Here is a 22,298-nt window from a genome sequence, read left to right on the forward strand (position 1 = left end):
TGGCCCCGGTGCGGGACTCTCAGCGCGGTTGGGCGATCCCAGCGATCTGCACGCGACGGTTCGGCGCCAGGCAGGCGATCAGCTCGCGCCGATTGCGCTGCTCGCACTGCACGATCGGCTCGGCTGCGCCCCGCCCTTCGGCGCTGATGCTGGCCGCAGGCACCCCGCCCTGCACCAGCGCGCTGCGTACGGCCTCGGCACGTCGCTGCGACAGGGTCTGGTTGTAGCTGGCACTGCCGATACGGTCGGTGTACCCGGTCACCCGGATCGACTGCACCTGCGCGGCCTCGCGCACCTGCGCCAGGATGCCCTGCACCGCCTGCTGGCCTTCGGCACTGAGTACCGCGCTGTCGAATCCGAACAGCGCGTCGGCCGACAGCCGCAGGGGTTGCTCCGGCAGCGGTGCCGGTGCAGGCGGCGCCGGTGGCCGTGGCGGTTCGATCACCGCCGCGCACGATTCCGGCTTCCAGTAGCCCCCCTGGGCGATGCCCTTGCTGTCGAAGCGCACCTGGAACTGGCAGGTGAAATACTCCGCGCCCTGCGCGGTGCGGAAGTTGAACAGGTAGTTCCACTCGCGCACGCCCCACATGCCTTCGTTGAAGTGCGGCGTGCCCAGCAAGGTATACAGCTGCCGCTTGCTCATGCCCGGCGCGAATCTGCGCAGGTCGGCGACGTCGGGATAGATGCCCTCCTTCAACGAAGCCTTCGACGCCTCCGGGAACTGCACGGCGGTGGTGTCGGCAGGACGGTCGGCGGCCGGCGCATGGCTGCGGCAAGCAGCCAGCAGGCCCATCCCCAGGACCAGGCCCAGCACTGCGGCCATCTGGCCGGTGCGGGCGATGCGATGCTGTTTCATGTCATTCCCCCCTTTGGACGTTTCCGCGATGCCGGGCCGCACGTGCGGCCCGGCCGCGGGGATCACCACTGGATGCCGGCACCGACGGCCACACCGGCCTCGCCACGGCTGTTGGTGGAGCCGCTGAACTTGTAGATCCAGCGACCACCTTCAGAGACACCGGAGATACCGATCGCCACGCCCGACTCGCCGTTGTAGCTGCCAGCGGCGACCGAGGCCATGCTGCGGCCCGCTTCGCTGGGCTGCGGCAGCGCTGCGGTGGCCATCGCCGACGCGATACCGGCCGAGGCGCGGTTGTCGGTCTTGCGCAGGTCGCGCTCGAAGCCGCCCATGCGCTCGTCGGTGTACGCCTTCGACCAATCCAGGGTCTGCGCCATGCCCGACTTCAGCTGGTCCACGTTGACCGCGTCGGTACCGGCGGTGCCGGCGGCGACGTTGCGCACCGTGGTCGGGCCGCTGCTGGTGCTGCCCAGGGTGACGCTGTTGTAGTTGGTCGCACCGTTCACCGTGGTGTCGTAGCGGATCGTGCCCTGCTGCGAGGCCTGCAGCTGGCGTACGTTGACCGCATCGGTGGCCTGCGAACCGTCGGCCACGTTGACCACCTGGCGTTCGGCACCAGCGGCACCCACCGAGACCGTGTTGGCCCGGTTCGCCACCGAACCCGCACCCACCGCCACCGAGTTGTCGGCCTGCGCCTGCGAACCATTGCCCAGCGCGGTCGAGTTGGCGCCGGCTGCGGTTGAGCCTGCACCACCGGCGGCCGAGTTGGCACCGCTGGCGGACGGGTCGGCCAGGTTGTTGGTGTTGTTGGCACGGAAGCTGCCGGCCACGTTGGTGATGTTCTGGATCTTCTGGTCGGTGTACTTCTTCGATTCGTCGATGGCGTAGTTCACGCCGTTCTTCAGCTGGCCGACATTGGTTGCGTCGTACGTATCGGAACCGTCGGCGACATGCGTGATCTTGCGCTCGCTGCCAGTACTGCCGACCGAGACCTCACCGGCCGAGTTGCTGGCACCGGTCTGGCCGTAGGCACCGGTGTAGCCGCTCTGCGCACCGACGCTGGCCACCGAACCTGCACCCAGTGCCACGCTGTTGCCGGCACTGGCGCTGGCGCCGTTGCCGACCGCCACGCTGTTGGCACCGGCCGCACTGGCCTGCGGGCCGACCGCCACCGCCTCCGCCCCGGCCGCCGTTGCGGCCGCTGCCGTCGAGTTCACCGCCAGGTAGGCACTGCCACCGCCGCCGTTGGTGATGCGCTGGTTGAGGACCTTCAGCGAGCCGTCCACCGCAGTGAAGGCGGCGGTGACATTGTTGTAGTCGCCGCTGGTGAAAGTGCCATCGGTGGCGATGCTGGAGATGCTGAACTTCGGCGCGGTCCACACGTTGGTGGTGCCGTTGTACGCGGTGGTGCCACCGAAGTAGTTGGCGATGGTGCTGTGGGTGCTGAACAGCTGGTCGCCGGTGATGGCATCGCTGCTGCCAGCCAGGATGCTGCCGGCGGCGACGTTGGTGATCTTCACCGCGCCGGTGCCGGTGCCGGTCAGCGTCACGCTGTTGAGCACGTTGCCGCTGGCGTCGACGTCGTACTTCACGGCCAGCTTGTCGATCTCGCCGGTCTGGTCGGCAACGTTGGCCAGCGAATTGCTGACCGCGTCGAAGGCGGTACCGACGTCGTTGTAGTTGCCCTTGGTAATCGTGCCGTTGGCGGCCACGTTGTTGATCGAGTAGGTCGGTGCGGTCAGCACGCCGCTGGCGTTGACCGCCGCGCCACCACCGAGGTGGGTGGCAACGGCCTGGTTGGCCGCAAACAGCTGGGCACCGTTGATGGCCTCGCTGCTGGTGGCACTGACCTGGCCCGGGCCCAGGTTGCGCAGCGTGGTGGCGGTGCCGCTCTGGCCCAGCGTGGCACTGGCGTAGTTGACGCTGCCGTCGCCGTTGAGGTCATAGCGCAGGGCGCCCTGCTCCGACGCCTGCAGCTGGCCCAGGTTGACCGCATCGGTCGCGGCGGTACCGGCGGCCATGTTGGTGACCTGGCGTTCGGCACCCGCCGCACCAATGGACACGCTGTTGGCACGGTCGGCCAGGCTGCCGGCACCCACCGCGATACTGTTGGCGGCGGTGGCGCGGGCGTTGGTACCGACCGCGATCGAGTCGGCGCCGGTGGCCAGCGCCTCGGTACCGGTCGAGTTCACCCGCAGGTACTTGGTGCCACCGTTGCGGATATCGGTGATCTGCGTGTTGAGATTGACCAGCGAGCCGTCGACCGCGGCGAAAGCATCGGTGGCATTCTCATACAGGCCCTTGGCGATGGCGCCGCCGGTGGAGATGGTGCTGATCTCGAACAGCGGTGCAGTGAACGCGCCGCTGGCCGGATCGAAGGCCGCGCGGCCGCCGAAGAAGCTGGCGATGGCAGCATTGGTCGCCGCCAGCTGGCCGCCATTGACCGCTTCCAGACTGCCGGCAGTGACTGCGCCGCCGGCCAGGTTGCCGATGGTGGTGGTGCCGGTGCCCGCCCCGAGCGTGACACGGCGATAGTTCGGGTTGCCGCCGGCATCCAGGTCGTAGGTCACGGCGGCATCGGCCACGCCGTTGATCAGGCTGATCGCGCCCTTCAGCTGGGCTACGTTGACCGCATCGGTGTTGACGCTACCGGCAGCCACGTTGGTGATCTGGCGCTCGCCACCACCGGCGGTGCCCACCGACACTTCGCCCGCCGAAACCTGCGGAGCAGTCAGGCCGTAAGCACTGTAGCTGGCCTGCGCGCCGCGCAGTGCGGCCGAGCGGTAACCCAGTGCGACCGAGTTGGCCTGGTTGGAGGTGGCTTCAGCACCGAGCAGGGTCTGCCCGTTTGCGGTACCGACGGCACTGTCGCCGACGATCACCGAATGGCCCATGCGCGCAGCGTAGTCGGCGGTCGGCACACCGGTCGGATTGCTCGGGTCGTTGACCCCATCACCCGGGAAGGCGACGTTGGCATCGACCTTCGGCAGTTCGTGCCGTGCATTGGCACCGATCACCACTTCCTTCGAACCGTTGGCGAAGGCGCCATCGCCCATCAGCACCTGGTAGTCCTGCGCGGCGTTCACGGCCCAGCACGAGATGTCAGCCAGGGCGACGTCCAGGCACTTGGCGGCCCACGCCGGCGAGTCCTTCGGCAGCAGCAGGCCCAGCAGGCCACCCGGATTGCCGTTGTTGATGTTGTAGATGTAGCTGTCGGAGGTGACGCCACCGATCAGGGTCAGGTGCGAGCTGCCACCGGTAGCGGCACCGCCCAGCCCGTTGAGGGTGCTGCCGACCGGCGACAGGTTGACCACCGGCAGGCCCAGCACATTGACCGTCGAGTAGGTCTGCATCACGTTGGCATTGCTGAGCTTGAGGTTGCCGTTGCTCAGGTAGCCATCGCCACCGAACAGGCTGGTGGTGGTCGGGCCGATCAGTTGCCCGACATTGCCGACCAGGCCGCCGGTGCCGATGATCAGGCCCGCGTTCGGATCGGCCGGAGCCGGCGCCTTCGGGCTGGTGGGCGGGATCGCCGAGGGCTTGGTCAGGCCGAGGCCGCCGAGCGTGCCGCCGACCAGGCCGCCGACCGCGCTGCCCAGATTGCCGAGGGTGCCATTGAGGTTGCCGTTGAGCAGGTTGCCCACGGCACTGCCGACGTTGCCGAGCGTGTTGCCCAGCAGGCCACCCAGGCCAGTGCCGGAGCCGGTGGCGCCATTGAGCAGACCGCCGACGGAACCGACGGTGTTGTTGAGCGTGCCGCCGAGCGCGGTGCCGACGCTGCCCACGGCGCCGTTCAGTGCGCCGCCTACGGCGCCCACGGTGTTGTTGAGCGTGCCGCCCACGGCGCCGCCCACGCTGCCAACCGTGCCATTCAGGGCACCACCGACCGTACCACCGACGCTGCCTACGGCGCCGTTCAGTGCGCCGCCCACGGCGCCTGCAGTGTTGTTGAGCGTGCCGCCTACGGCACCGCCGACGCTGCCGACCGTGCCATTCAGGGCTCCGCCTACCGCACCACCGACGGTGCCTACGGCGCCGTTCAGTGCGCCGCCTACGGCGCCTACAGTGTTGTTGAGCGTGCCGCCTACGGCGCCGCCCACGCTGCCGACCGTGCCATTCAGGGCACCACCGACCGTACCACCGATGCTGCCTACGGTACCGTTCAGTGCGCCGCCAACGGCGGCCACGGTGTTGTTGAGCGTTCCGCCCACGGCGCCGCCCACGCTGCCGACCGTGCCATTGAGGGCGCCGCCGACGGCACCACCGACGGTGCCTACGGTGCCGTTCAGTGCGCCGCCTACGGCGCCCACGGTGTTGTTGAGCGTGCCGCCTACGGCGCCGCCCACGCTGCCAACCGTGCCATTCAGGGCACCACCGACCGCGCTGCCGACCGTACCGACGGTGCCGTTGAGCGCCCCACCGACGGCATTGCCTGCGGCGCCGACCACACTACTCACCAGCCCACCGACACCCAGCGCGCTGTTCTGCGCCGCAACGGTTGCCTGGCCGGCCAGTTTCAGATTGCGATCGGCAACCACTTCCTGGCCATTCGGCGCCTGCACGCGCACCTTGCCGGCAGCACCAGCATCGAATGCTGCGGTGATCGCGCGATCGTGGGTTTCTCCCGGCAGTTCCTCCTTGGCGGGCAGCGTGATCGCCGCCGTCGCCTTTACCTGGCCCTGGGCGTCGATCTGGTGGCCTGCCACCTTCAGCTTCGAATCCAGCGCCCCATCCACAGAAGCCTTCAGACCCCGCAGTGCGCCCGCCGGCGCGCCGCTGATGCCGGCGGCCGCCTTTGCACCGGTATCGATTGATGCCACCTGCGCGCCGCCAAGACCGATGTTGGCATTCGCTCGGACATCAGCGGCAAGCCTTGGCACGGCGACCTGCTTCGGCGCCGTGTTCGCGGCCAGCTTGACCTGCACGGAGGCCGGCAGCACGTCACGCACCACCGGCAGCGACGCGGTGCTCAACTGCAGGCCGACGCGCGCATCCGCACTGATCGCCGGGCTGCTCTGGGCCTGGCTTGCGGCAGCCGCGAGGGCTACCTCGGCATCGACCTTGACTGGCATCGGCTGGGTATACTTGGCTGCAAGAGCCTGCAGATCACGCAGCGATTGATTCGATTCGGATGCTCCCGCGTGGCCACTGGCCAGCACACACAGCAGTGCCAGGGCGAGCGTGGTGGGCATCAGCAGGAAGGCGCGCGGATCCCGCGCGGCGCTGCCGCCGCTGTCGCCGGTGGCCAGTTCCGAGGCCACAACCAGAGCATTGAGCTGGCGGTTCCATACACGCCGGTAGATGCGATTCATGAGCACTTCCCCCGTAGGCGAACAACTTGAATGTCAGTGGACTTGCCGTTAGGCAGGTGACTGACATTTCAGCGTTTGCAACGGTGGCTGCGCACTTCATTCCGGCACGGCAATCGCGCATTCCGGCAAATCCACGGCCGGAATCGGCAGCGGGCTATGCAGAAGCGGCAACGATATCGGCAAGCGCATGGGCAATTCCGGCAGAAACCACCCCGAAACCCTTGCGGCGCTTGATTCAGGCCGGCTGGCCGATCTGCGCGGGAGCGCGCATCAGCGTATCGCGCGGCAGCTCGCCGAAAACCTTGCGGTAGTTGTCGGCAAAGCGGGAGAGGTCCCACAGGCCACAGCTGAGGGCGATCGCCTTCACCGAACGGCGGCTGGAATCGGCCATGGACAGGCTGCGGCAGGCAGCGCACAGGCGCAGCATCGACAGATAACGGTTGGGCGAAGTTCCGAACAGATCCTCGAAGGCATAGCGCAGGCCGCGTTCGCTGACACCCGCCGCGTCGCATATCTCGTTCATGTAGATATTGCGGCGCAGGTTGAGCCGCATGAAGTTCTCCGCCCGCTGTGCGATCAGATAATGCGTGCGCCGGGCGCGGCTGCAACCGGGCCGATCGGCGGCGCCTGCGCCGAGCAGGGCCTGCACGTGCTCGTGCAGCAATCGTTCGGTTTCCTGCGGCTGCAGGCCAGCGCCCTGGCCGAGCTGAAGATGCAGCTGCTGATAATGATGGGCGAGTGGTGCCGAATCGTTCGCCAGATTGAACAGTGAAAGTGCCTGACCCGCGGGCGGTGTGCTGCGCAGGCTCAGTTCGGTCAACTTGCGTTGCACCCGTGCGACCGGCACCAGCATCAGGGTCATGTGCGTACCGGGGCTGAGCGTAAACTCGCTAATGCCTTCGGGCATCACCGTCAGCGCCATCCCCGGTGCAAGCGGCACCCCGTGGCACCAGCTCAGTGTTTCATCGGTGGCGTGCAGATACCCCAGCATCGCCCAGTCGGGTGGCAGCATGAAGCGGCCACGGCAGTGGAAACCGCAACTGATGCTGCAGAACAGGGCTTCCTCATGCACGCGCGAAGCGAAGGCCGCCCGCGGCCCGTTGCCATCGAGCAGCAGCAGTTCGACATCGCACACGCGAAGTACGCCGCCCAGCGTCGCCAGATCGATCGATCGCAGGCCGCTGTCGTCGCTGTCTTCTACCCCACCATCGACCATGACAGTGTCGTCCCCCCGTTGATCCGCAACTCGCTGCGGCCCCCACTGCCTGACAGGGCCACACCATTCCTCCAGGAACCTTCGCCATTGCCGGGATGGCCTCGGCCGGTGCCGCGCGACCAACCCGGTTGAAAGCAGCAACGTGAGAGCGAGTATGCCCGATAATCATCGAAGGTAAACCCGAACTCCGTATTGAAGAAAATAGATACAGAGATGAAGAAAATGTCGTCGCCAGTGGCACGATATTCGCATGCACCATTTGCGCCATCACAATATCTGCACGTCGATGAATCGTTTTGCCAGCGAACGGATACGCGTCACAGAAACAACCTGAAAGTTTAAGGGCTGCCGCGTTTCTGCCGAATTTGCATATAGGTTCCAGTTGCAGCCAACCGCCATTCAGGCAAAGTCGACGACACGGTGATCCGGTCGCTTCAAAAACGACCACACCTGGGGGAGCGTATGACCACGACCGTATCGCAGAACAGTTCGACCGCCGGCGCATCGCCGCGTGGTTGCGACGTTGCGGCCGGCATTTCCCCCGGGGCAGATCACCAGGAATGAGCACGGCGGGTCATTCCCGTCATGCCACCCCGCCAGGATGTGCGGGGCCCACGGACGATCCCGGCGGAGCCGGGCCACCGCCCAACAGGTGTCCTGCATCTGCAGACAACAAGTAGAGGGAGACAAGGCCATGAACGCATCCATCCGCAAGTTCCTGAAGGAAGAAGATGGCGTCACCGCGCTCGAGTACGGGCTGCTGGCCGCCGTCATCGCCGGCATCCTGATCGCGGTCGGCAACAAGGAGATCAAGGGGTTCTTCGAGACGCTGTTCAAGAACCTCTCCGACCTTGCCACCAAGGCCTCCGGGTCGGCACCTGCGACCGGCGGTGGCGGCTGAGCCTGCGCGCATCGCACATCCCTGCAGCAGTGCTGGGATGTGCCGGTGGCAACTGCAGGCTGTCCAATGACGGACGACGGAGTGTGCGATGACGTTGCTGGGACTATTGGCCATCGGCGTATGCCTGCGGATCGCGATCAGCGATCTGTATGCCCGCCGGGTGCCCAATGCCTGGCTGTTGTCTGCGTCCATCATTGCCGTCGCATTGATCATCGCGGGGCAGTTCAGCACGCCGCGCCAGCCGTGGCTTGCCCACGCAGCGGGCGCGGCGCTCGGCCTGGTGGCCCTGCTGCCGTTCTATGCCATCCGCTGGATGGGCGCCGGTGACGTCAAGTTCTTCGCGGTACTGGGGCTGATGCTGGGCTGGAAAGCCCTGCTGCCGATCTGGATGGTGGCCAGTCTCGCGGCCGGCCTGCACGCGGCAGTGATCATTGTCGGCCGCCGCCTGGGCGTGATGCTGCCCACGGGCCTTCAGATGCAGGTCAACCGCGCCAGCAGCCAATGGCAATCGCACCCCGCCCTGCGCGACATGCAGGCCGCGCGCCAGGGACGACATGGCATTCCCTACGCAGCCTACCTGGCCATCACCGGCATCGGCTGGGTCCTGGCAAGCGTCTATGGAGGTGTGGCATGAACATCCGCGATCCACGGCGTCAACGTGGTGCAGCCAGCATCGAATTTGCCCTGATGCTCATGCTGGGCCTGCTGCCACTGCTGCTGTTCACGTTCTCCGGCGTGATGATCATGGCCGCGCAACAGACATTGGCGACGGCCTCGGCCGAGGGCGCTCGCGCTTCGTTGCGCTATGGCAGCGCCAATGAACGGCGTACCGCAGCCTGCGTAGCAGCCCGCAGTTCGATGCAGTGGCTGTTGAAATTCTCTGGACAGGGTGTCGACTGCAGCAATGGCGGCAGCAACGCAATCGTTGTCTCCGCGCAGGCACCCTGCGCCGGCCTGGCCACTGCCCAGTGCATGACGGTGACCGTCAGCTACGACTACGCCAGCCATCCCTTCCTGCCGGGCACCGCCACGCTTTACAAGTGGGTGATGCAGGCCCCCATCCGTAGTGTCGCGGTCGCCCAGCTCGACCTCGGCAGCGGCAACTGACCATCGGCACAGGAGACGGTTCCATGCTCAAGTTGACCCGCATCGCTGCCGTCGCCCTGATCGGGCTGGCCGTGCTGCTGGCGGTGATCGCCTTGATGATCGGGCGCAAGCAGGCCGCGCCGGCCACGGTTGCCCCGGTCGCGCAGAGCGAAGCCTCGGCGATCACCGTGGTAGAGGCGGTGGCCCGACTGCCGGCCGGCGAACCGATCTCTGCCAATGGAGTGCGCCTTGCGCAGCGGACCACGGCGGTAGCCGGTGCTGCCACCAGCATCTCGGCCGTGGTCGGCAAGGTGCCGGTGCAGGACATCGCCGAGGGCACCGCCATCAGCAGCGGCACCCTGGCACAGGGATTCTCGCTGCAGCTGCGCCCCGGCGAACGCGCGCTGGCCGTCCCGGTGGACGAACTGGTCGGCGCCGGAAACCGCATCCTGCCGGGTGATTTCGTCGATGTCTTCCTCAACCTGCGCAATGCCCAGCCCAACGCCAGCGGTCCGGCAGAGGCCGCGCAGACCCGCCTGCTGCTGTCGCGGCTGCGCGTACTCAGCTACGGTCAACAGGACATCGCTCCGGTCACCAGCGATGCCGTCGCCGGCAACGAAGGCGATACCCGCAACGATCCCCGCGCCGCCGACATCACCGGCAATGGCAGCAATCATGGCTCGGGCAACGAGGCCACCCAGCCGGCACGCAGTGCGGTGCTGGCAGTGCCGGTGGCCGATGCCAACCGGCTGCTGCTGGGTGCGCAGCAGGGAAAGCTGTTCCTTGCCCTGCGCAACCCGGCCGATACGGGGCAACCCGACCTTGCACTGTTCCCACAGGCGCGTGGCGTGATCGATCCCGTGCGTGGCCTCGATGCCGAACAGCAGCTCGCACTGCAGCGGCCGGAGAACCACGCCTTCGCCGGCATCGATGGTGATGCCCTGGCCGGCCGCGGCAACAGCGCAGCCCGCAGCAACCCGCAGCCGCCGGTGCATGCGCCGGCGGCTCGACGCAGCGCACCGCGTGCGTCGGGCATCGAGATCATCCGTGGCGACAGCTCCGCCCCACGCGGTTCCCTTTGACCTGCATCGAGCGCATCCATGACCGAACGCCGCCACCCACGCCCCTCCCCCCGCCAGCGCTGGCTGGCCCTGCTGCTGGTGCTGCTGGCTCCGGCAACAAGCGTGGCCGCAGACGATCTCGTGTTGCAGGCGCGTGAGCAGCGCCCGTGGACGCTTCCGACCGATCTGGAACGGGTCGCCATCGCCGACCCAGGCGTCGCCGACATCGTGATGCTGCGTGGGCAGCGCCAGGCCCTGCTGGTCGGAAAAGCGCCGGGTACGACGACCCTCCTGCTGTGGCACCGCAAGCAGGCCGAGCCGCAACGTCTGCAGGTGCGGGTGCAGAGTGCCGTGCAGGGCGCGGCAGACGCGGGCTCCAACGGGCTGGTGTTCACCCAGCAGGACAACCAGGGCCTGCTGCAGGGAAGCACCGATAGCGTGCTCTCGCACATGCAGGAACAGAAGACCGCGGCCATGGCGCTGGGCAAGGACGGGCTGCTTGCCGACGCGTCGACGGTCAGCAGCGGCGGCGTGGTGCAGGTCGAGGTCAAGGTGGTCGAATTCAACAAGACCGCGTTGAAGCAGATCGGCATCAGCTTCCAGAACCGCAATGGCAGCTTCGCCTACGGCTTCGCCCGCCCGGGCGGCCAGTTGCCGGGCAACACCGGCATCCTGCCGGGCATGAAGGAAGGCAACTCCGGCAACGAGGCCGAGTCGCCCATTTCTTCGGCGTTCCGGCTGGTGTTCGGCTCGACCAAGGGCCTGTGGAACGCCGATGTCGACCTGTTGCAGAGCAACGGCATGGCGCGCGTGCTGGCCGAACCGACCCTGGTCGCATTATCCGGCCAGAGCGCCAGCTTCCTGGCTGGCGGCGAACTGCCGATCCTGGAACCGCAGGGCCTGGGCACCACCACCATCACCTATAAACCGTTCGGCATCGGCCTGACGGTGACACCAACGGTACTGGCTCCCAACCGCATCGCGCTGAAGGTTGCACCGGAAGCCAGTGATCTGGACTACAGCAACGCCATTGCCCTCAATGGCGTGCAGATTCCCTCGATCACCACGCGCCGTGCCGACACCACGGTCGAACTGGGCGATGGCGAGAGCTTCGTGATCGGCGGCCTGGTCAGCTCCAATGTCGTCTCCAACGTCGGCAAGATCCCGCTGTTGGGCGACCTGCCGATCATCGGCTCGTTCTTCCGCAACTTCGACTACAAGCGCCAGGACAAGGAGCTGGTGATCATCGTCACGCCGCGGCTGGTGCAGCCGCTGGCGCGCAACACCGAGCTGCCGCTGCCTGGCGAACGCGAGGCCAAGCCGCACATGCCCGAATGGGGCGCCTGGCTGCTGGGTCCCATCAGCCAGGACCCGGTACCCGGCTTCTCACGCTGATTCCATGATGCCTGCGATACCACGCCCATGCCCTACGCCACTGCCCAGCCGCTGCATCCGCAAGGACCGCCGATGAATCTGGTCCTGTACGGAATGGATCGCGAACTGCTGCCCCGGCTGGCGGCCAAACTGCCGCCGACCACTACCCTGCACTGGCAGGACAGCAGCGCGCCGACCTCCGCTCTGGACCTGCAACGCGGGCCGCAGAGCCTTGTGCTGCTGGATTTCCGCCCTGAACATGCCGCCGCCTCCAGCGTGCTGGCGCAGCAACTGCAACAGACCGAACCGGATCTTGCATTGGTTGCCGTCGGTGCCACCAGTACCGGCCAGGTGGAAGGCATCGTCATTGCACTGCGGGCGGGCCTGCGCGACGTGCTGGACCTGGACAGCGACAACGTCGGCATCGAGGCCGCGCTGCGCCGCGCCCTGTCGCCACGACCGGCTGCCGCCGCGCAGCACGCGCACAAGGCGCGCCTGATCGTACTGCTGGGCGTGCGCGCCGGAGTGGGCACCAGTACGCTGGCCGCGCATCTTTCGGTGCTGGCACAGCAGACCCGTGCGCTGGCGCAAGGCGAGGCGCTGCAGCAGGACGGCCTGCTGATGGAGCTGGCCCAGCCTTCGGGTGACCTCGCGCTGTACCTCAACCTGGACAGCCGCTTCCATTACGAAGATGCGCTGCGCAACGCCAGTCGCATCGACGCCACCCTCGCCCGCACTGCGATGGCTCGCCATGACACCGGCCTGGTGCTGCTGGACCGCGCCAGCGGCAGCGATGCGGTGCCGCCATCCGATCCGGCTGCGCTGCTGCAGCGCCTGCGCCACGTATTCGCCAGCGTGCTGTGCGATGCCGGTGGCTGCCCGCTGCGGCAGCTACCGCCGCTGTTGCTGGACCAGGCCGACGAGATCTGGCTGGTCACGGACGCTTCGATCGCCACGCTGGTATCGCTCGACCAGGCCTTGAAGCACCTGGCCGGCCAGCGCGAACGGGAGAAGCGCCTGCAGCTGGTGATCAACCGCCACGACGACAGCAGCGGCATGAGTCCCGACCAGATCGCACGCCGATTCGAAGTGCCACTGCTGGCCACGCTGCCCGAACGCCCGCGCGTGCGCCTGGCGGCCAGCCAGGGACATCTGCTGCTGCAGGACGCACCGCGCGACCCCTACCTGCGTGCCCTCGCCCCGCTTGTATCGCGCCTGGATCCGGCTGCCTGCCCGGTCCAGGCCCATGGCCTGCGGGAAAGACTCTCCCTTGCCCTGGGTGGATCGCAATGGAAGACAAGGTAACCCCGTTCCCGCATGCCGCCACCCGCCCGGTGCTGCCCGACAGCGCCCCGGCCCACCTGCCGTTCGCGCAGACCGAGCAGTACCAGAAGGTGCTGTCGGCCGCCCATGAGCACCTGCTCAACAGCATCGAGGACGAGCGCATCGATATCGATTCCTGGGCCCCTGACACCATCGCCCGCTGGGTGCAGGTGCAGACGGTGGGCTTCATCCAGGAATGGCGCATCCCGATCAACGAGGAGGAGATGCAGGTGGTGGCCGAAGGCCTGGTCAAGGAGCTGACCGGCTTCGGCCCGCTCGACGACCTGCTGCACGACCCGACGATCGAGGACATCCTGATCAATGGGTTCAAGGATGTGCATGTCTCGCAGGGAGGACAGCTCAAGCGCGCCACCCAGCGTTTCACCGACGACACCCACCTGCTGCGCATCCTTCGCCGCATCCTCGCGCCGCTGGGCCGCCGACTGGACGACTCCAACCCGATGGTCGATGCGCGCCTGCCCAACGGCGGCCGCCTCAACGCGATCATCTCGCCGCTGGCGGTGGATGGCCCGATGGTGTCCATCCGTAAGTTCCGCAAGGATCCGTTCACCCCCGACGAGCTGCTGGCCAAGGGCACCTTCGATGCGCCGATGCAAGCGCTGCTGAAGGCCATGGTGCTGGGCCGCTGCAACATCCTGGTGTCTGGCGGCACCAGTTCCGGCAAGACTTCACTGCTGAACGCACTGGCCAGCTACGTGCCGCCGAACGAACGCGTGATCACCGTCGAGGACACCGCCGAACTGTCACTCAACCACCCGCACGTGGTCCGCCTGGAAAGCCGCATCGGTGGCGCCGAAGGCCATGGCGCGGTGAGCATCCGCGACCTGGTCCGTAACAGCCTGCGCATGCGCCCGGACCGTATCGTGGTCGGCGAGGTGCGCGGCGCCGAGGTACTGGAAATGCTGCAGGCGATGAACACCGGCCATGACGGCTCGATGGCGACCATCCATGCCAACTCTCCGCGCGACTGCCTGTACCGCATCGAGATGCTGGCCGGGTTCGCCGGATTCCAGGGCAGCGAGGACAGCCTGCGCCGGCAGATCGCCAGCGCCATCGACTTCATCGTGCAGATCTCGCGGCTGGGCAGCGGCCGGCGCGTGCTGGTCTCGATCACGGAAATCACCGGTGTCAGTGACAACCTGATCACGACCCAGGAAATGTTCCGTCACGAACTGCAGATCGATGGCAACGGCAAGGAAATCGATCGCTGGATCGGACTGGGCTTCCACCCGCATTCGCACAAGCTGGAGCCGTTCCGGCAGCAGTTGCGCGAATCGTTGTACGGAGACTTCTGAGCATGGGCACGGGCCTGCTGCTGGGTGTACTGAGCATCATCTCGGTGCTGCTGGCGCTTGCGGTATGGCTGTGGGGCACCGCCAGCAACCGGGAGCAACGCCAGGCTTCGCTACAGCACGCCGAGCAGCAGCTGGCTCGCGGAGGCGCCAGTGGCGGAGCCCCGGCCGGGGCATCCGTAGCCGCCGCCAACGACCCGGCGCGACCGGCAAGTGCCGGGCGCCGGGTGTTGCCGCTGGACGGCCTGCTGCAACGTGCGGGCCTGCAGACGGGTTGGAAGCTGCCCATCATGATGCTGGTGCCGGGACTGGTGCTTTCGGTCGTGGCCATGCTCAGGCTCGGTACGGCGTGGATGTTCCCCCTGACCCTGCTGCTGTACCTGCTGGCCTGCTGGCTGTGGGTCATGCGCCGCACCACGAAACTGCGCGCACAGCTGCTGCACCAGCTGCCCGACTTCCTCGACAACCTGGTGCGGCTGACCGCGCTCGGCAACAGCCTGCAGGCTGCCTTCCAGGTGGCATCGATGCAGACCAGCGCGCCGCTGCGCGGACTGCTGGACACCACCGTGCGCTACGCGCGCAGCGGCATGGACCTGGACCGTGCCCTGAGCCTGGCGGCACAGCCCTACCGGATGGATGTGCTCAAGGTGCTGTCCGTCGTGATCGGTGTCAGCGTACGCATCGGCGGACGCTCCGATCAGATCCTACAGCGCATGGGCGATTTCATGCGCGACCTGGAGCAGGCCCAGCAGGAGCTGGCCGCGACCACGTCGGAAACGCGCATGTCAGCCTGGGTGCTCGGCCTGCTGCCACCGGCCAGCGCGGTGCTGATGGCCATATCAAGCCCCGAATTCTTCCAGCCGGTGCTGCACGATCCGCTGGGTCACAAGATCCTGTTGATCGCGCTGGGGCTGGAGCTGTTTGGCGCTTTCCTGCTCTACCGCCTGGCCAAGTCGCTATGACCACCCGGATCCGCCACGGAGGTGCCCGATGAGTGCCAGCACCTGGTTTGCCCTGTCGCTGCTGGTTCTGGCCGCCGGTGTTGCCCTGCTGGGCATCGCCGGATGGGTACGCAGCCATCGCGAACAGCGCACTTCGGCCACTTTGAAGACCGCACTGCAACCGCGGGATGAGGCGCGCGACACGGAGGCCGCGCGCCGTGATTCGCTGGGTTGGCTGGAACGCTTCGGGCGCGCGCTCAGTGGCGGCCGCCTGGAATCTGCATTGCTGGCCAATGAAGACCGGCTGCTGCTGGACCTGGCGGGCTGGAACACACGTCGTGGCACCGCCATCTATCTTGGCCTGCGCCTGCTGCTGGGCGTGCTGGTGCTGATGCTGGCCCTGGCGTTCAGCAGCGCCCAAGGGCTGGCCAGGATGATGGTCGTGATCGGTGCGCTCGCGGCAGGCCTGCTGCTGCCGAAGTTCATCCTCTCTTCGTGGGTGAAGCGGCGCCGGCGCGCCGTCGACAACGAGCTGCCCCTGCTGATCGACCTGCTGCGCCTGCTGCAGGGCGTGGGCTTCAGCATGGACCAGAGCCTGCAGACGCTGGGCGACAAGCTGCGCGACGCGTTGCCGGTGCTTGGCGGCGAGTTGCAGGAGGCCAACGTCGCGTACACCCATGGCCGCACGCGCGCGCAGTCCCTGCGCCGGCTGAGCGAGGTCTACGCCGATGATGACCTGACCAGCCTGATGCAGTTGATCCTGCAGGTGCACGCGCATGGCGGCGCAGTGCAGGAACCACTGCGGCAGTTCAGCATCCGGTTGCGCGAACAGCGCCGCAACACCCTGAAGGAAAAGGTTGGCAAGCTCTCGGTGAAAATGACCGTGGTGATGATGCTGACCCTGCTGCCATCGCTGATGCTGGTTCTTGCCGGACCGGCGCTGGTCGCGCTGGCCACCACCATGTCCAAGATGGGATCGCCCTGATGCCTGCCCTGCGCACCTCCTGCCTGTTGCTCGCCCTTGCCGCCGTCGCCAGTGGTTGTGCGTCGACCACGCCGAAGTACCTGCGCGCGCCCAGCCTGGCCGCGCCCGAACCGGCGCCGCAGGACAGCCGCAATGCCTACCTGGAACTGATCGGGCGCATGCAGCAGCAGGGTGCCTGGTATGCCTCGCTGGCCCACGTCGATGCCTTCCGCCAGCGCTATGGCAACCCGCCGGCGTTGCGCCTGCTGCAGGCCGACGCCCTGCGCGAGACCGGCCAGGCAGACGCTGCCATCGCCCTGTACCGCGAGCTCTCCAGTGGCCCGCAGGCCGCTGCAGCCGCACACGGCCTGGGCCTGATCGCCGCGCGCCGAGACGATGATGGCGGCAGCGAGGAGGCACTGGCCCGAGCCACGCTGCTGCAGCCATTGAACACCGATTACCTGGGCGATCTCGGCTATGCACGTCTGCGTGCAGGTCAGTTCGAACAGGCGCGTGAACCGTTAGCCAAGGCGCTGGAGCTGTCTCCAGGCAATCCCAAGGCCACCGCCAACCTCGCCCTGTGGGCGGTGCTGCGTGGCGACACCACCACTGCAGAGCGCCTCGCCGGACAGGCCAATCTCAACGAGGACACCCGCCGCAGCATCCAGCAACAGGCCGCGCAGATCCGTGCCCGCCTGCAGCAGCGCCAGGCCGCCGCGGCAGCTGCCGCAGTCGTGCCGGCCCCTGCGCGTGCTACCGCCAGCGATGCCGGCAGCAACCGGCCCGGCGCTACGCGACTGGCGGCGGAACCACGCCGCGACAGCCGCGATGAGCGCGATCCGCAGCGCCTGCCGCCCTCGATGCTGGAACGCTTCAGCACCTCCGATCAGCCGAACGGAAACACTCCATGAGCGCCATGCCCCTGACCCGACATCTGTTGCCTGCACTGGCCTGCCTGCTGTTGACCGGCGGCGCGCAGGCGCAGCAGCAACCCCTGACCGGGCAGATGCTTGGCGGCAGCACGCCCGCTGCGCCGCCTTCGCAGCCGCTGCAGTCCGAGTCACTGACCACCGTGGATCTGGCGACCCCGCCGGCACCGGTGCCGCAGGCGGCGCCTGCAGCGGTCGCCACCACCGACGGCAACGCTGCAGCCGCGCGACCCGGCCGCAGCCGGATCGGCGACACCACGCGCGACCTGTTCCGCCTGCAGGCATCAGGGCAGCAGGCCGGGCAACGCCTGCCGATCCTCGGCGACCAGGCCACGTTGAGCTACGCCCGCTACATGAAGAGCTTCGAACACGAGATCCCGGACTTCTTTGAAACCGATGTCGCCAAGTCCAAGGGATCATCCTCATCGGGACGCTGAGGTAGGCCATGAAACGCCCACGCCAGTTCAGTTTCGGCCGCCCACGCGGCGGCATGTCGGTCACCATGATGCTGGTCATGCTGGCGCTGCTCGCCATGCTGGGCCTGGTAGAGATCGGCTATCTGTTCTGGGCCAAGCGTGACGCACAGAAAGTCGCGGACCTCGCTGCACTGGCCGGTGCACAACGGCTGGAGCTGTGCACGTCTGACAACAGCGACAACAGTGCAGCGCGGCAGAGCGCGGTCACCCAGAACAGGTTTGCAGGCACCGTGCAGATCCGCTGCGGCAACTGGAGCGCCACACGCAGCACGTCGAACCGCTTCGTCACCACCATCGATGCCAGCAACCCGCGCAATGCCGTGCAGGTAGTCGCGCAGCGCAGCGTGCTGCCGTTCTTCGGCCAGAACACCGGCCTGCCCACCGTCAGCGTGGAGGCCGTAGCCCGCCGTTCGGAGCCCACTGCAGTATTCGCGGTCGGTTCGCAGCTGCTGCGCACCAATGGCGACTCGGTACTGTTGTCGACCCTGCGCCTGGTCGGCCTGGATGTGACCAACGCCACCGTGCTCTCCTATGACGGCCTCGCCCAGGCCAACATCACGCCGTCGGGCCTGCTCAAGGCGTTGAACATCCCGGTCAGCGCCAACCTCAGCGTGGCTGACTTCAACCGGCTGCTGTCGGTCAACAAGGTCTCGCTGGCACGGCTGGTCGATGCCACCGCCACCGTGGTCGGCCGCGACAGCACCGTGGGCGTACAGCTGCGTGCACTGTCCGATCTGGTCGCCACCCAGCTGGACATCAACAAGCTCAACATCGTGCTGGGCAGCCAGTCCGGTGGCGGCGGTCTGTTCGCCGAAGTGGTCTCGCCCGATGGCACGATCGGCAGCGCGCTGGAAGCGAAGGTCAACGTGCTCAACCTGATCAGTACCGCCATCTCCATCGCCAACGACGGCAATGGCGTTGCGGTGAAGGGACTGGACCTGCTGGGCATCAACATCCAGGCCGGCGTGGTGGAACCGCCCTCGATCGCCATCGGTGGCGTCGGCACACGCGCGTACAACGCGCAGGTGCGGCTGATGGTGGACGTGGACAGCAACAACCTGTTCGCGGTGGGCCCGTTGCTGAACCTGCTCGGCACGCGCCTGCACCTGCCACTGCATGTCGATGTCGCCAACGCGATGGGCACGCTGACCGGTATCCAGTGCGGCGCCAGTCCACCCAAGGCCACCATCCAGGTCGATTCGTCGGTGCTGCGCGCCTGCGTCGGTAATGTCGACCCGGCGCAACGCTTTTCCAGGAGCAATGTCTGCGACGCCACCCTGAAGAACGAGCAGTTGCTGAGACTACTCGGACAACCCCTGATCAATGACAGGATCACCCTGCCCGCCCTGACCGGCTCCCAGAACCTGACCCTGGCCGCCGGCGAGACCGCCTCGACCCGGATCAACCCGCTGGCAGTAGGCAACGCGGTGTCGGACCTGGTCAACGAACTGCTGCGCGTGCTGTCAGGCATGCTCAACTCACCCAAGCAGGGCATGAGCACCAACGACACTGCCAAGGCACTGGCCGACCGCTACCTGCAGGCGGCCTTTCCCACTGGCGGGCGCTACAACGTCGATCAGGTCATTCCGTTGCTGCGCGATGGCGACCCGGCACGCAACCTTGCCCCGCTGGGCAACTGGACGGTGAAGAATGGCGTCCCCAAGCCCTGCCTGCTGGGCTTGACCACCTGCTGGGAAGACGGTTCGGTGTGGACCGGCTACAGGACCACGGTCACCGGCCAGGGCCTGGGCCTGCTCGATGGCCTGCTCGGCTCGCTGGTCGGTGGCCTGCTGATCAACCGCTGCGACAGCCTGCTCGGCAACCTGATCGACTACAACGGCTGCGTGCGCAACAACCTGGCCTCGTACATCCAGACCGCGCCGGCCGGCTTCCTCGATGGTGCAGGGGGGACAGGTGTCACCAATCCCGATGGCAGCATCAGCTGCAGCGGCCTGCTGTGCACGCTGCTCAAGCCGATCCTGGCCGCCCTGCGGCCGGTGCTCAACAGCGTCGGCACCCTGCTGACCAACCTGCTGGCCAGCGTGCTGGGCCTGGAACTGGGCCGCACCGACGTCAACGTGCAGTCCATCCAGTGCAGCGCGGCGCAACTGGTCTACTGACCCGTGACCGGCGCCCTTGGCGGCGCCTGCGCCCATGCTAGACTCCCGGCGGGGAACCACCTTCATCTCAACCCACACTCATCCGTGGATGGTCTAGACATGCGAGAAACTTCAGGGGGCGCGGTCTTCGCCCGGCACGCGCGCGGCGCGGCACTGCTGGCCGTGGCCATGATGCTGGTGGCACCGGCGGCCATGGCTGCCCGTGGCGACCGCGAAGCAGCAGAGCCGGCCGCACGCAGCGCGCCGGTGGTGCGCAACACCGTTGACGAGCTCAAGCAGCTGATGGATTCGCGCCAGCTGACCGAGCTGCGCACGACCTACAACGGCAACTATGGCGCCAGCCTGCTGTTCAACGCCAACACCCTGACCTACTACGTCGCCCTGTTCCAGGAGAAGAACTTCTGGCGGGTGATCAAGACCGATGCGGTCGACAACGCCGAGCGCGTCTACCGTACCTTTGCCCAGCAATCGGAACAGCTGGCGCAGGTCTACATCGATACGACCCGCCTGGAAGCCGGCAAGCGCTACACCGAGCGCCTGATGGCCTACAACGAGGAGCGCCTGCGCGCCCTGCAGCAGGAAATGGAACAGCAGCAGGCGCAGTCGGCCCAGGTCAGCGCCGCCCTGCAGCAGGCGCAGCAGCAGGCAGTCAGCCTCAGCACCGACGTGCAGAGCACCAACAGCCAGCTGGATGCCCTGCAGCGCCGCATCCAGATCCTGCAGGCCGAACAGGGCAACCCGGAGCTGAGCCTGCCCAAGCCGGAAGGCGTTCCCTCGCCGGCACCGGCTGCCGCCAGCGACGGGCGCTGAAGGCCAGCGCACAGTAGTCCCGCACGACGGCGCCCTTGGGCGCCGTTGTCGTTTCCATCATTACCGGATTCAGCGGCACGCGTCGTACACCGCGTCGTCGAGCTGCCGACGCTGTACGAAGTCCAGGCGCTTGGCCTTGGCCAGCACCTCCCCGCGGCGCTGTCGTGCGCGCTCACAGGCCCTGGGGTCCGTGCTGATGGGTATCAGCGCGGCCTGCGGCCGCCCCGAGCGCACGGTGCGCGGTCGCGCCGGCACCGCGCTGCCCGCGCCGGCCGGCTTTGGCACCGGTCCGCGTGACAGCGACTGCTCCTCGGGCACCTCCCAGCGCCATTCCGCATGCCCCTGGCAGGGTGTCTGCTGATAGACCGGATGTGGCCCGTCCACGCATTTGTAGACGTTGGTCTGCGCATGAACCGCCGTGACCAGCATCAGGCACAACAGTGGGCTGCATCGCATTCTCGGCATCGGGGGCTCCTCGACCAGCTGCCGCCATCGTCTGTGCGGTGGCCGCTTCATGCCAGAGCGATACGCGTCACAGTCCGGGCGATCCAGCACAGCCGTGCAAGCCGTCCGATGTGCACTGCGATGTACTGCCGAAGGCACCGGCACCGCTGCCAGTGCCTTCCCTCCCTTCCGCCAAGGAACCCGCAATGAGCAATTACGTCACCGTCGCCGATGGCGCCCGCATTTTCTACAAGGATTGGGGGACCGGCCAGCCGGTCGTGTTCGCCCACGGCTGGCCGTTGTCGTCCGATGCCTGGGACCCGCAGATGCTGTTCATGGGCCAGAACGGCTTCCGCGTGATCGCCCACGACCGTCGCAGCCACGGCCGTTCCAGCCAGACCTGGGATGGCAACAACATGGACACCTACGCCGATGACCTGGCCGCGGTGATCGAGGCGCTGGACCTGAAGGACGCGATCCTGGTCGGTCATTCCACCGGCGGCGGCGAAGTGGCCCACTACATCGGCCGCCACGGCAGCAAGCGCGTGTCAAAAGTGGTGCTGGTCGGCGCCGTGCCGCCGCTGATGCTGAAAACCGACGCCAATCCGGCCGGTACCCCGCTGGACGTCTTCGACGGCATCCGCAAGGGCACGGGCGGTGACCGCTCGCAGTTCTTCAAGGACCTGACCGCACCGTTCTTCGGTGCCAACCGCGATGGCAATACCGTTACCCAGGGCATGCGTGATTCGTTCTGGCTGCAGGGCATGCTCGGCGGCGTCAAGGGCCAGTACGACTGCGTGCACGAATTCTCGGAAGTGGACTACACCGAGGACCTGAAGAAGATCGACGTGCCGGCGCTGGTGGTGCACGGCGATGACGACCAGATCGTCCCGTTCGATGCCTCGGCGAAGCTGTCCTCGCAGATCATCAAGAATGCCGAGCTGAAGGTGTACGTCGGTGCGCCGCATGGCCTGACCGTCACCCACGCCGACCAGTTCAACGCCGACCTGCTCGCGTTCGCGCGCAGCTGATGTGCCGCGGCGGCGCCGCACCGGTGCCGCCGCCCCTTCGGTAGTGCCGGCCGCTGGCCGGCAACCCGATCACCATCGTGATCACGCGCAGCCGGCCAGCCGCCGGCTCTACCACCGGCGGGTCAAACGCCTCTGCTTCGG

18 protein-coding genes are annotated in these 22,298 nt (G+C 67.2%); 14 read left to right on the forward strand and 4 right to left on the reverse strand.

The genetic code is table 11. From position 1 onward, the window contains the following. Window positions 1-19: 19 nt before the first annotated feature. The 3 genes from AC5P9P_RS18190 to AC5P9P_RS18200 all read right to left on the reverse strand — a co-directional run bounded on the left by AC5P9P_RS18190 (window position 20) and on the right by AC5P9P_RS18200 (window position 7,384). A complete protein-coding gene (locus AC5P9P_RS18190; RefSeq protein ID WP_005409988.1) occupies window positions 20-856 on the reverse strand; it encodes an OmpA family protein in 837 nt (278 codons plus the stop codon). Window positions 857-918: 62 nt separating this feature from the next. After that, on the reverse strand, window positions 919-6,168 hold the full coding sequence (locus tag AC5P9P_RS18195; protein WP_495233004.1) for an ESPR-type extended signal peptide-containing protein: 5,250 nt from the start codon (window positions 6,166-6,168) through the stop codon (window positions 919-921). A 235-nt stretch (window positions 6,169-6,403) separates the two neighbouring features. Further along, the gene (locus AC5P9P_RS18200; protein WP_005409990.1) at window positions 6,404-7,384 is read right to left on the reverse strand and encodes an AraC family transcriptional regulator; all 981 of its coding nucleotides are present in this window, start codon (window positions 7,382-7,384) and stop codon (window positions 6,404-6,406) included. A 694-nt stretch (window positions 7,385-8,078) separates the two neighbouring features. On the opposite strand from AC5P9P_RS18200, the gene AC5P9P_RS18205 reads away from it, so the two are divergent. The 13 genes from AC5P9P_RS18205 to AC5P9P_RS18265 all read left to right on the forward strand — a co-directional run bounded on the left by AC5P9P_RS18205 (window position 8,079) and on the right by AC5P9P_RS18265 (window position 20,682). Next, entirely contained in the window at window positions 8,079-8,285 is a 207-nt protein-coding gene (locus tag AC5P9P_RS18205) for a Flp family type IVb pilin (RefSeq protein WP_043035237.1), read from the forward strand. A gap of 88 nt (window positions 8,286-8,373) precedes the next feature. After that, entirely contained in the window at window positions 8,374-8,919 is a 546-nt protein-coding gene (locus AC5P9P_RS18210; protein ID WP_005413738.1) for an A24 family peptidase, read from the forward strand. Beyond that, window positions 8,916-9,392 (forward strand): TadE/TadG family type IV pilus assembly protein, encoded by a 477-nt coding sequence (locus AC5P9P_RS18215; protein ID WP_005409993.1) that lies wholly within the window; start codon window positions 8,916-8,918, stop codon window positions 9,390-9,392. Before AC5P9P_RS18210 ends, AC5P9P_RS18215 begins: the two co-directional genes overlap by 4 nt. 23 nt (window positions 9,393-9,415) lie before the next feature. Continuing rightward, complete coding sequence (gene cpaB / locus AC5P9P_RS18220) at window positions 9,416-10,453, forward strand: Flp pilus assembly protein CpaB (protein ID WP_184013534.1); 1,038 nt, start codon at window positions 9,416-9,418, stop codon at window positions 10,451-10,453. A gap of 18 nt (window positions 10,454-10,471) precedes the next feature. Continuing rightward, window positions 10,472-11,827: a type II and III secretion system protein family protein gene (locus AC5P9P_RS18225; protein ID WP_049404139.1), complete on the forward strand. Its 1,356-nt coding sequence runs from the start codon at window positions 10,472-10,474 to the stop codon at window positions 11,825-11,827. 27 nt (window positions 11,828-11,854) lie between these two features. Beyond that, window positions 11,855-13,111, forward strand: a complete 1,257-nt coding sequence (locus tag AC5P9P_RS18230; protein WP_032965901.1) for a CpaE/TadZ family protein — start codon at window positions 11,855-11,857, stop codon at window positions 13,109-13,111. Next, complete coding sequence (locus AC5P9P_RS18235; RefSeq protein ID WP_005413742.1) at window positions 13,096-14,445, forward strand: TadA family conjugal transfer-associated ATPase; 1,350 nt, start codon at window positions 13,096-13,098, stop codon at window positions 14,443-14,445. Before AC5P9P_RS18230 ends, AC5P9P_RS18235 begins: the two co-directional genes overlap by 16 nt. A 2-nt stretch (window positions 14,446-14,447) precedes the next feature. Then, on the forward strand, window positions 14,448-15,404 hold the full coding sequence (locus AC5P9P_RS18240; RefSeq protein WP_043035231.1) for a type II secretion system F family protein: 957 nt from the start codon (window positions 14,448-14,450) through the stop codon (window positions 15,402-15,404). A gap of 28 nt (window positions 15,405-15,432) precedes the next feature. Then, complete coding sequence (locus tag AC5P9P_RS18245; RefSeq protein ID WP_049404143.1) at window positions 15,433-16,368, forward strand: type II secretion system F family protein; 936 nt, start codon at window positions 15,433-15,435, stop codon at window positions 16,366-16,368. Continuing rightward, a complete protein-coding gene (locus AC5P9P_RS18250; RefSeq protein WP_184013535.1) occupies window positions 16,368-17,258 on the forward strand; it encodes a tetratricopeptide repeat protein in 891 nt (296 codons plus the stop codon). Before AC5P9P_RS18245 ends, AC5P9P_RS18250 begins: the two co-directional genes overlap by 1 nt. Beyond that, window positions 17,255-17,713, forward strand: coding sequence for a DUF3613 domain-containing protein (locus tag AC5P9P_RS18255; protein WP_495233005.1), 459 nt, complete (start codon window positions 17,255-17,257; stop codon window positions 17,711-17,713). The genes AC5P9P_RS18250 and AC5P9P_RS18255 overlap by 4 nt, the downstream gene beginning before the upstream one ends. Window positions 17,714-17,721: 8 nt before the next feature. Then, entirely contained in the window at window positions 17,722-19,872 is a 2,151-nt protein-coding gene (locus AC5P9P_RS18260; protein ID WP_495233006.1) for a TadG family pilus assembly protein, read from the forward strand. A 99-nt stretch (window positions 19,873-19,971) separates the two neighbouring features. Further along, window positions 19,972-20,682, forward strand: coding sequence for a DUF2968 domain-containing protein (locus tag AC5P9P_RS18265; protein WP_495233007.1), 711 nt, complete (start codon window positions 19,972-19,974; stop codon window positions 20,680-20,682). Window positions 20,683-20,751: 69 nt separating this feature from the next. Here AC5P9P_RS18265 and AC5P9P_RS18270 read toward each other — a convergent pair whose 3' ends face one another. Beyond that, window positions 20,752-21,147 (reverse strand): hypothetical protein, encoded by a 396-nt coding sequence (locus AC5P9P_RS18270; RefSeq protein WP_024958102.1) that lies wholly within the window; start codon window positions 21,145-21,147, stop codon window positions 20,752-20,754. A 185-nt stretch (window positions 21,148-21,332) separates the two neighbouring features. On the opposite strand from AC5P9P_RS18270, the gene AC5P9P_RS18275 reads away from it, so the two are divergent. Further along, window positions 21,333-22,157: an alpha/beta fold hydrolase gene (locus AC5P9P_RS18275; protein ID WP_111108735.1), complete on the forward strand. Its 825-nt coding sequence runs from the start codon at window positions 21,333-21,335 to the stop codon at window positions 22,155-22,157. The last annotated feature ends 141 nt before the right edge of the window (window positions 22,158-22,298 follow it).

It is taken from the genome of Stenotrophomonas sp. YJH_SMC_14-1 (assembly GCF_059372275.1).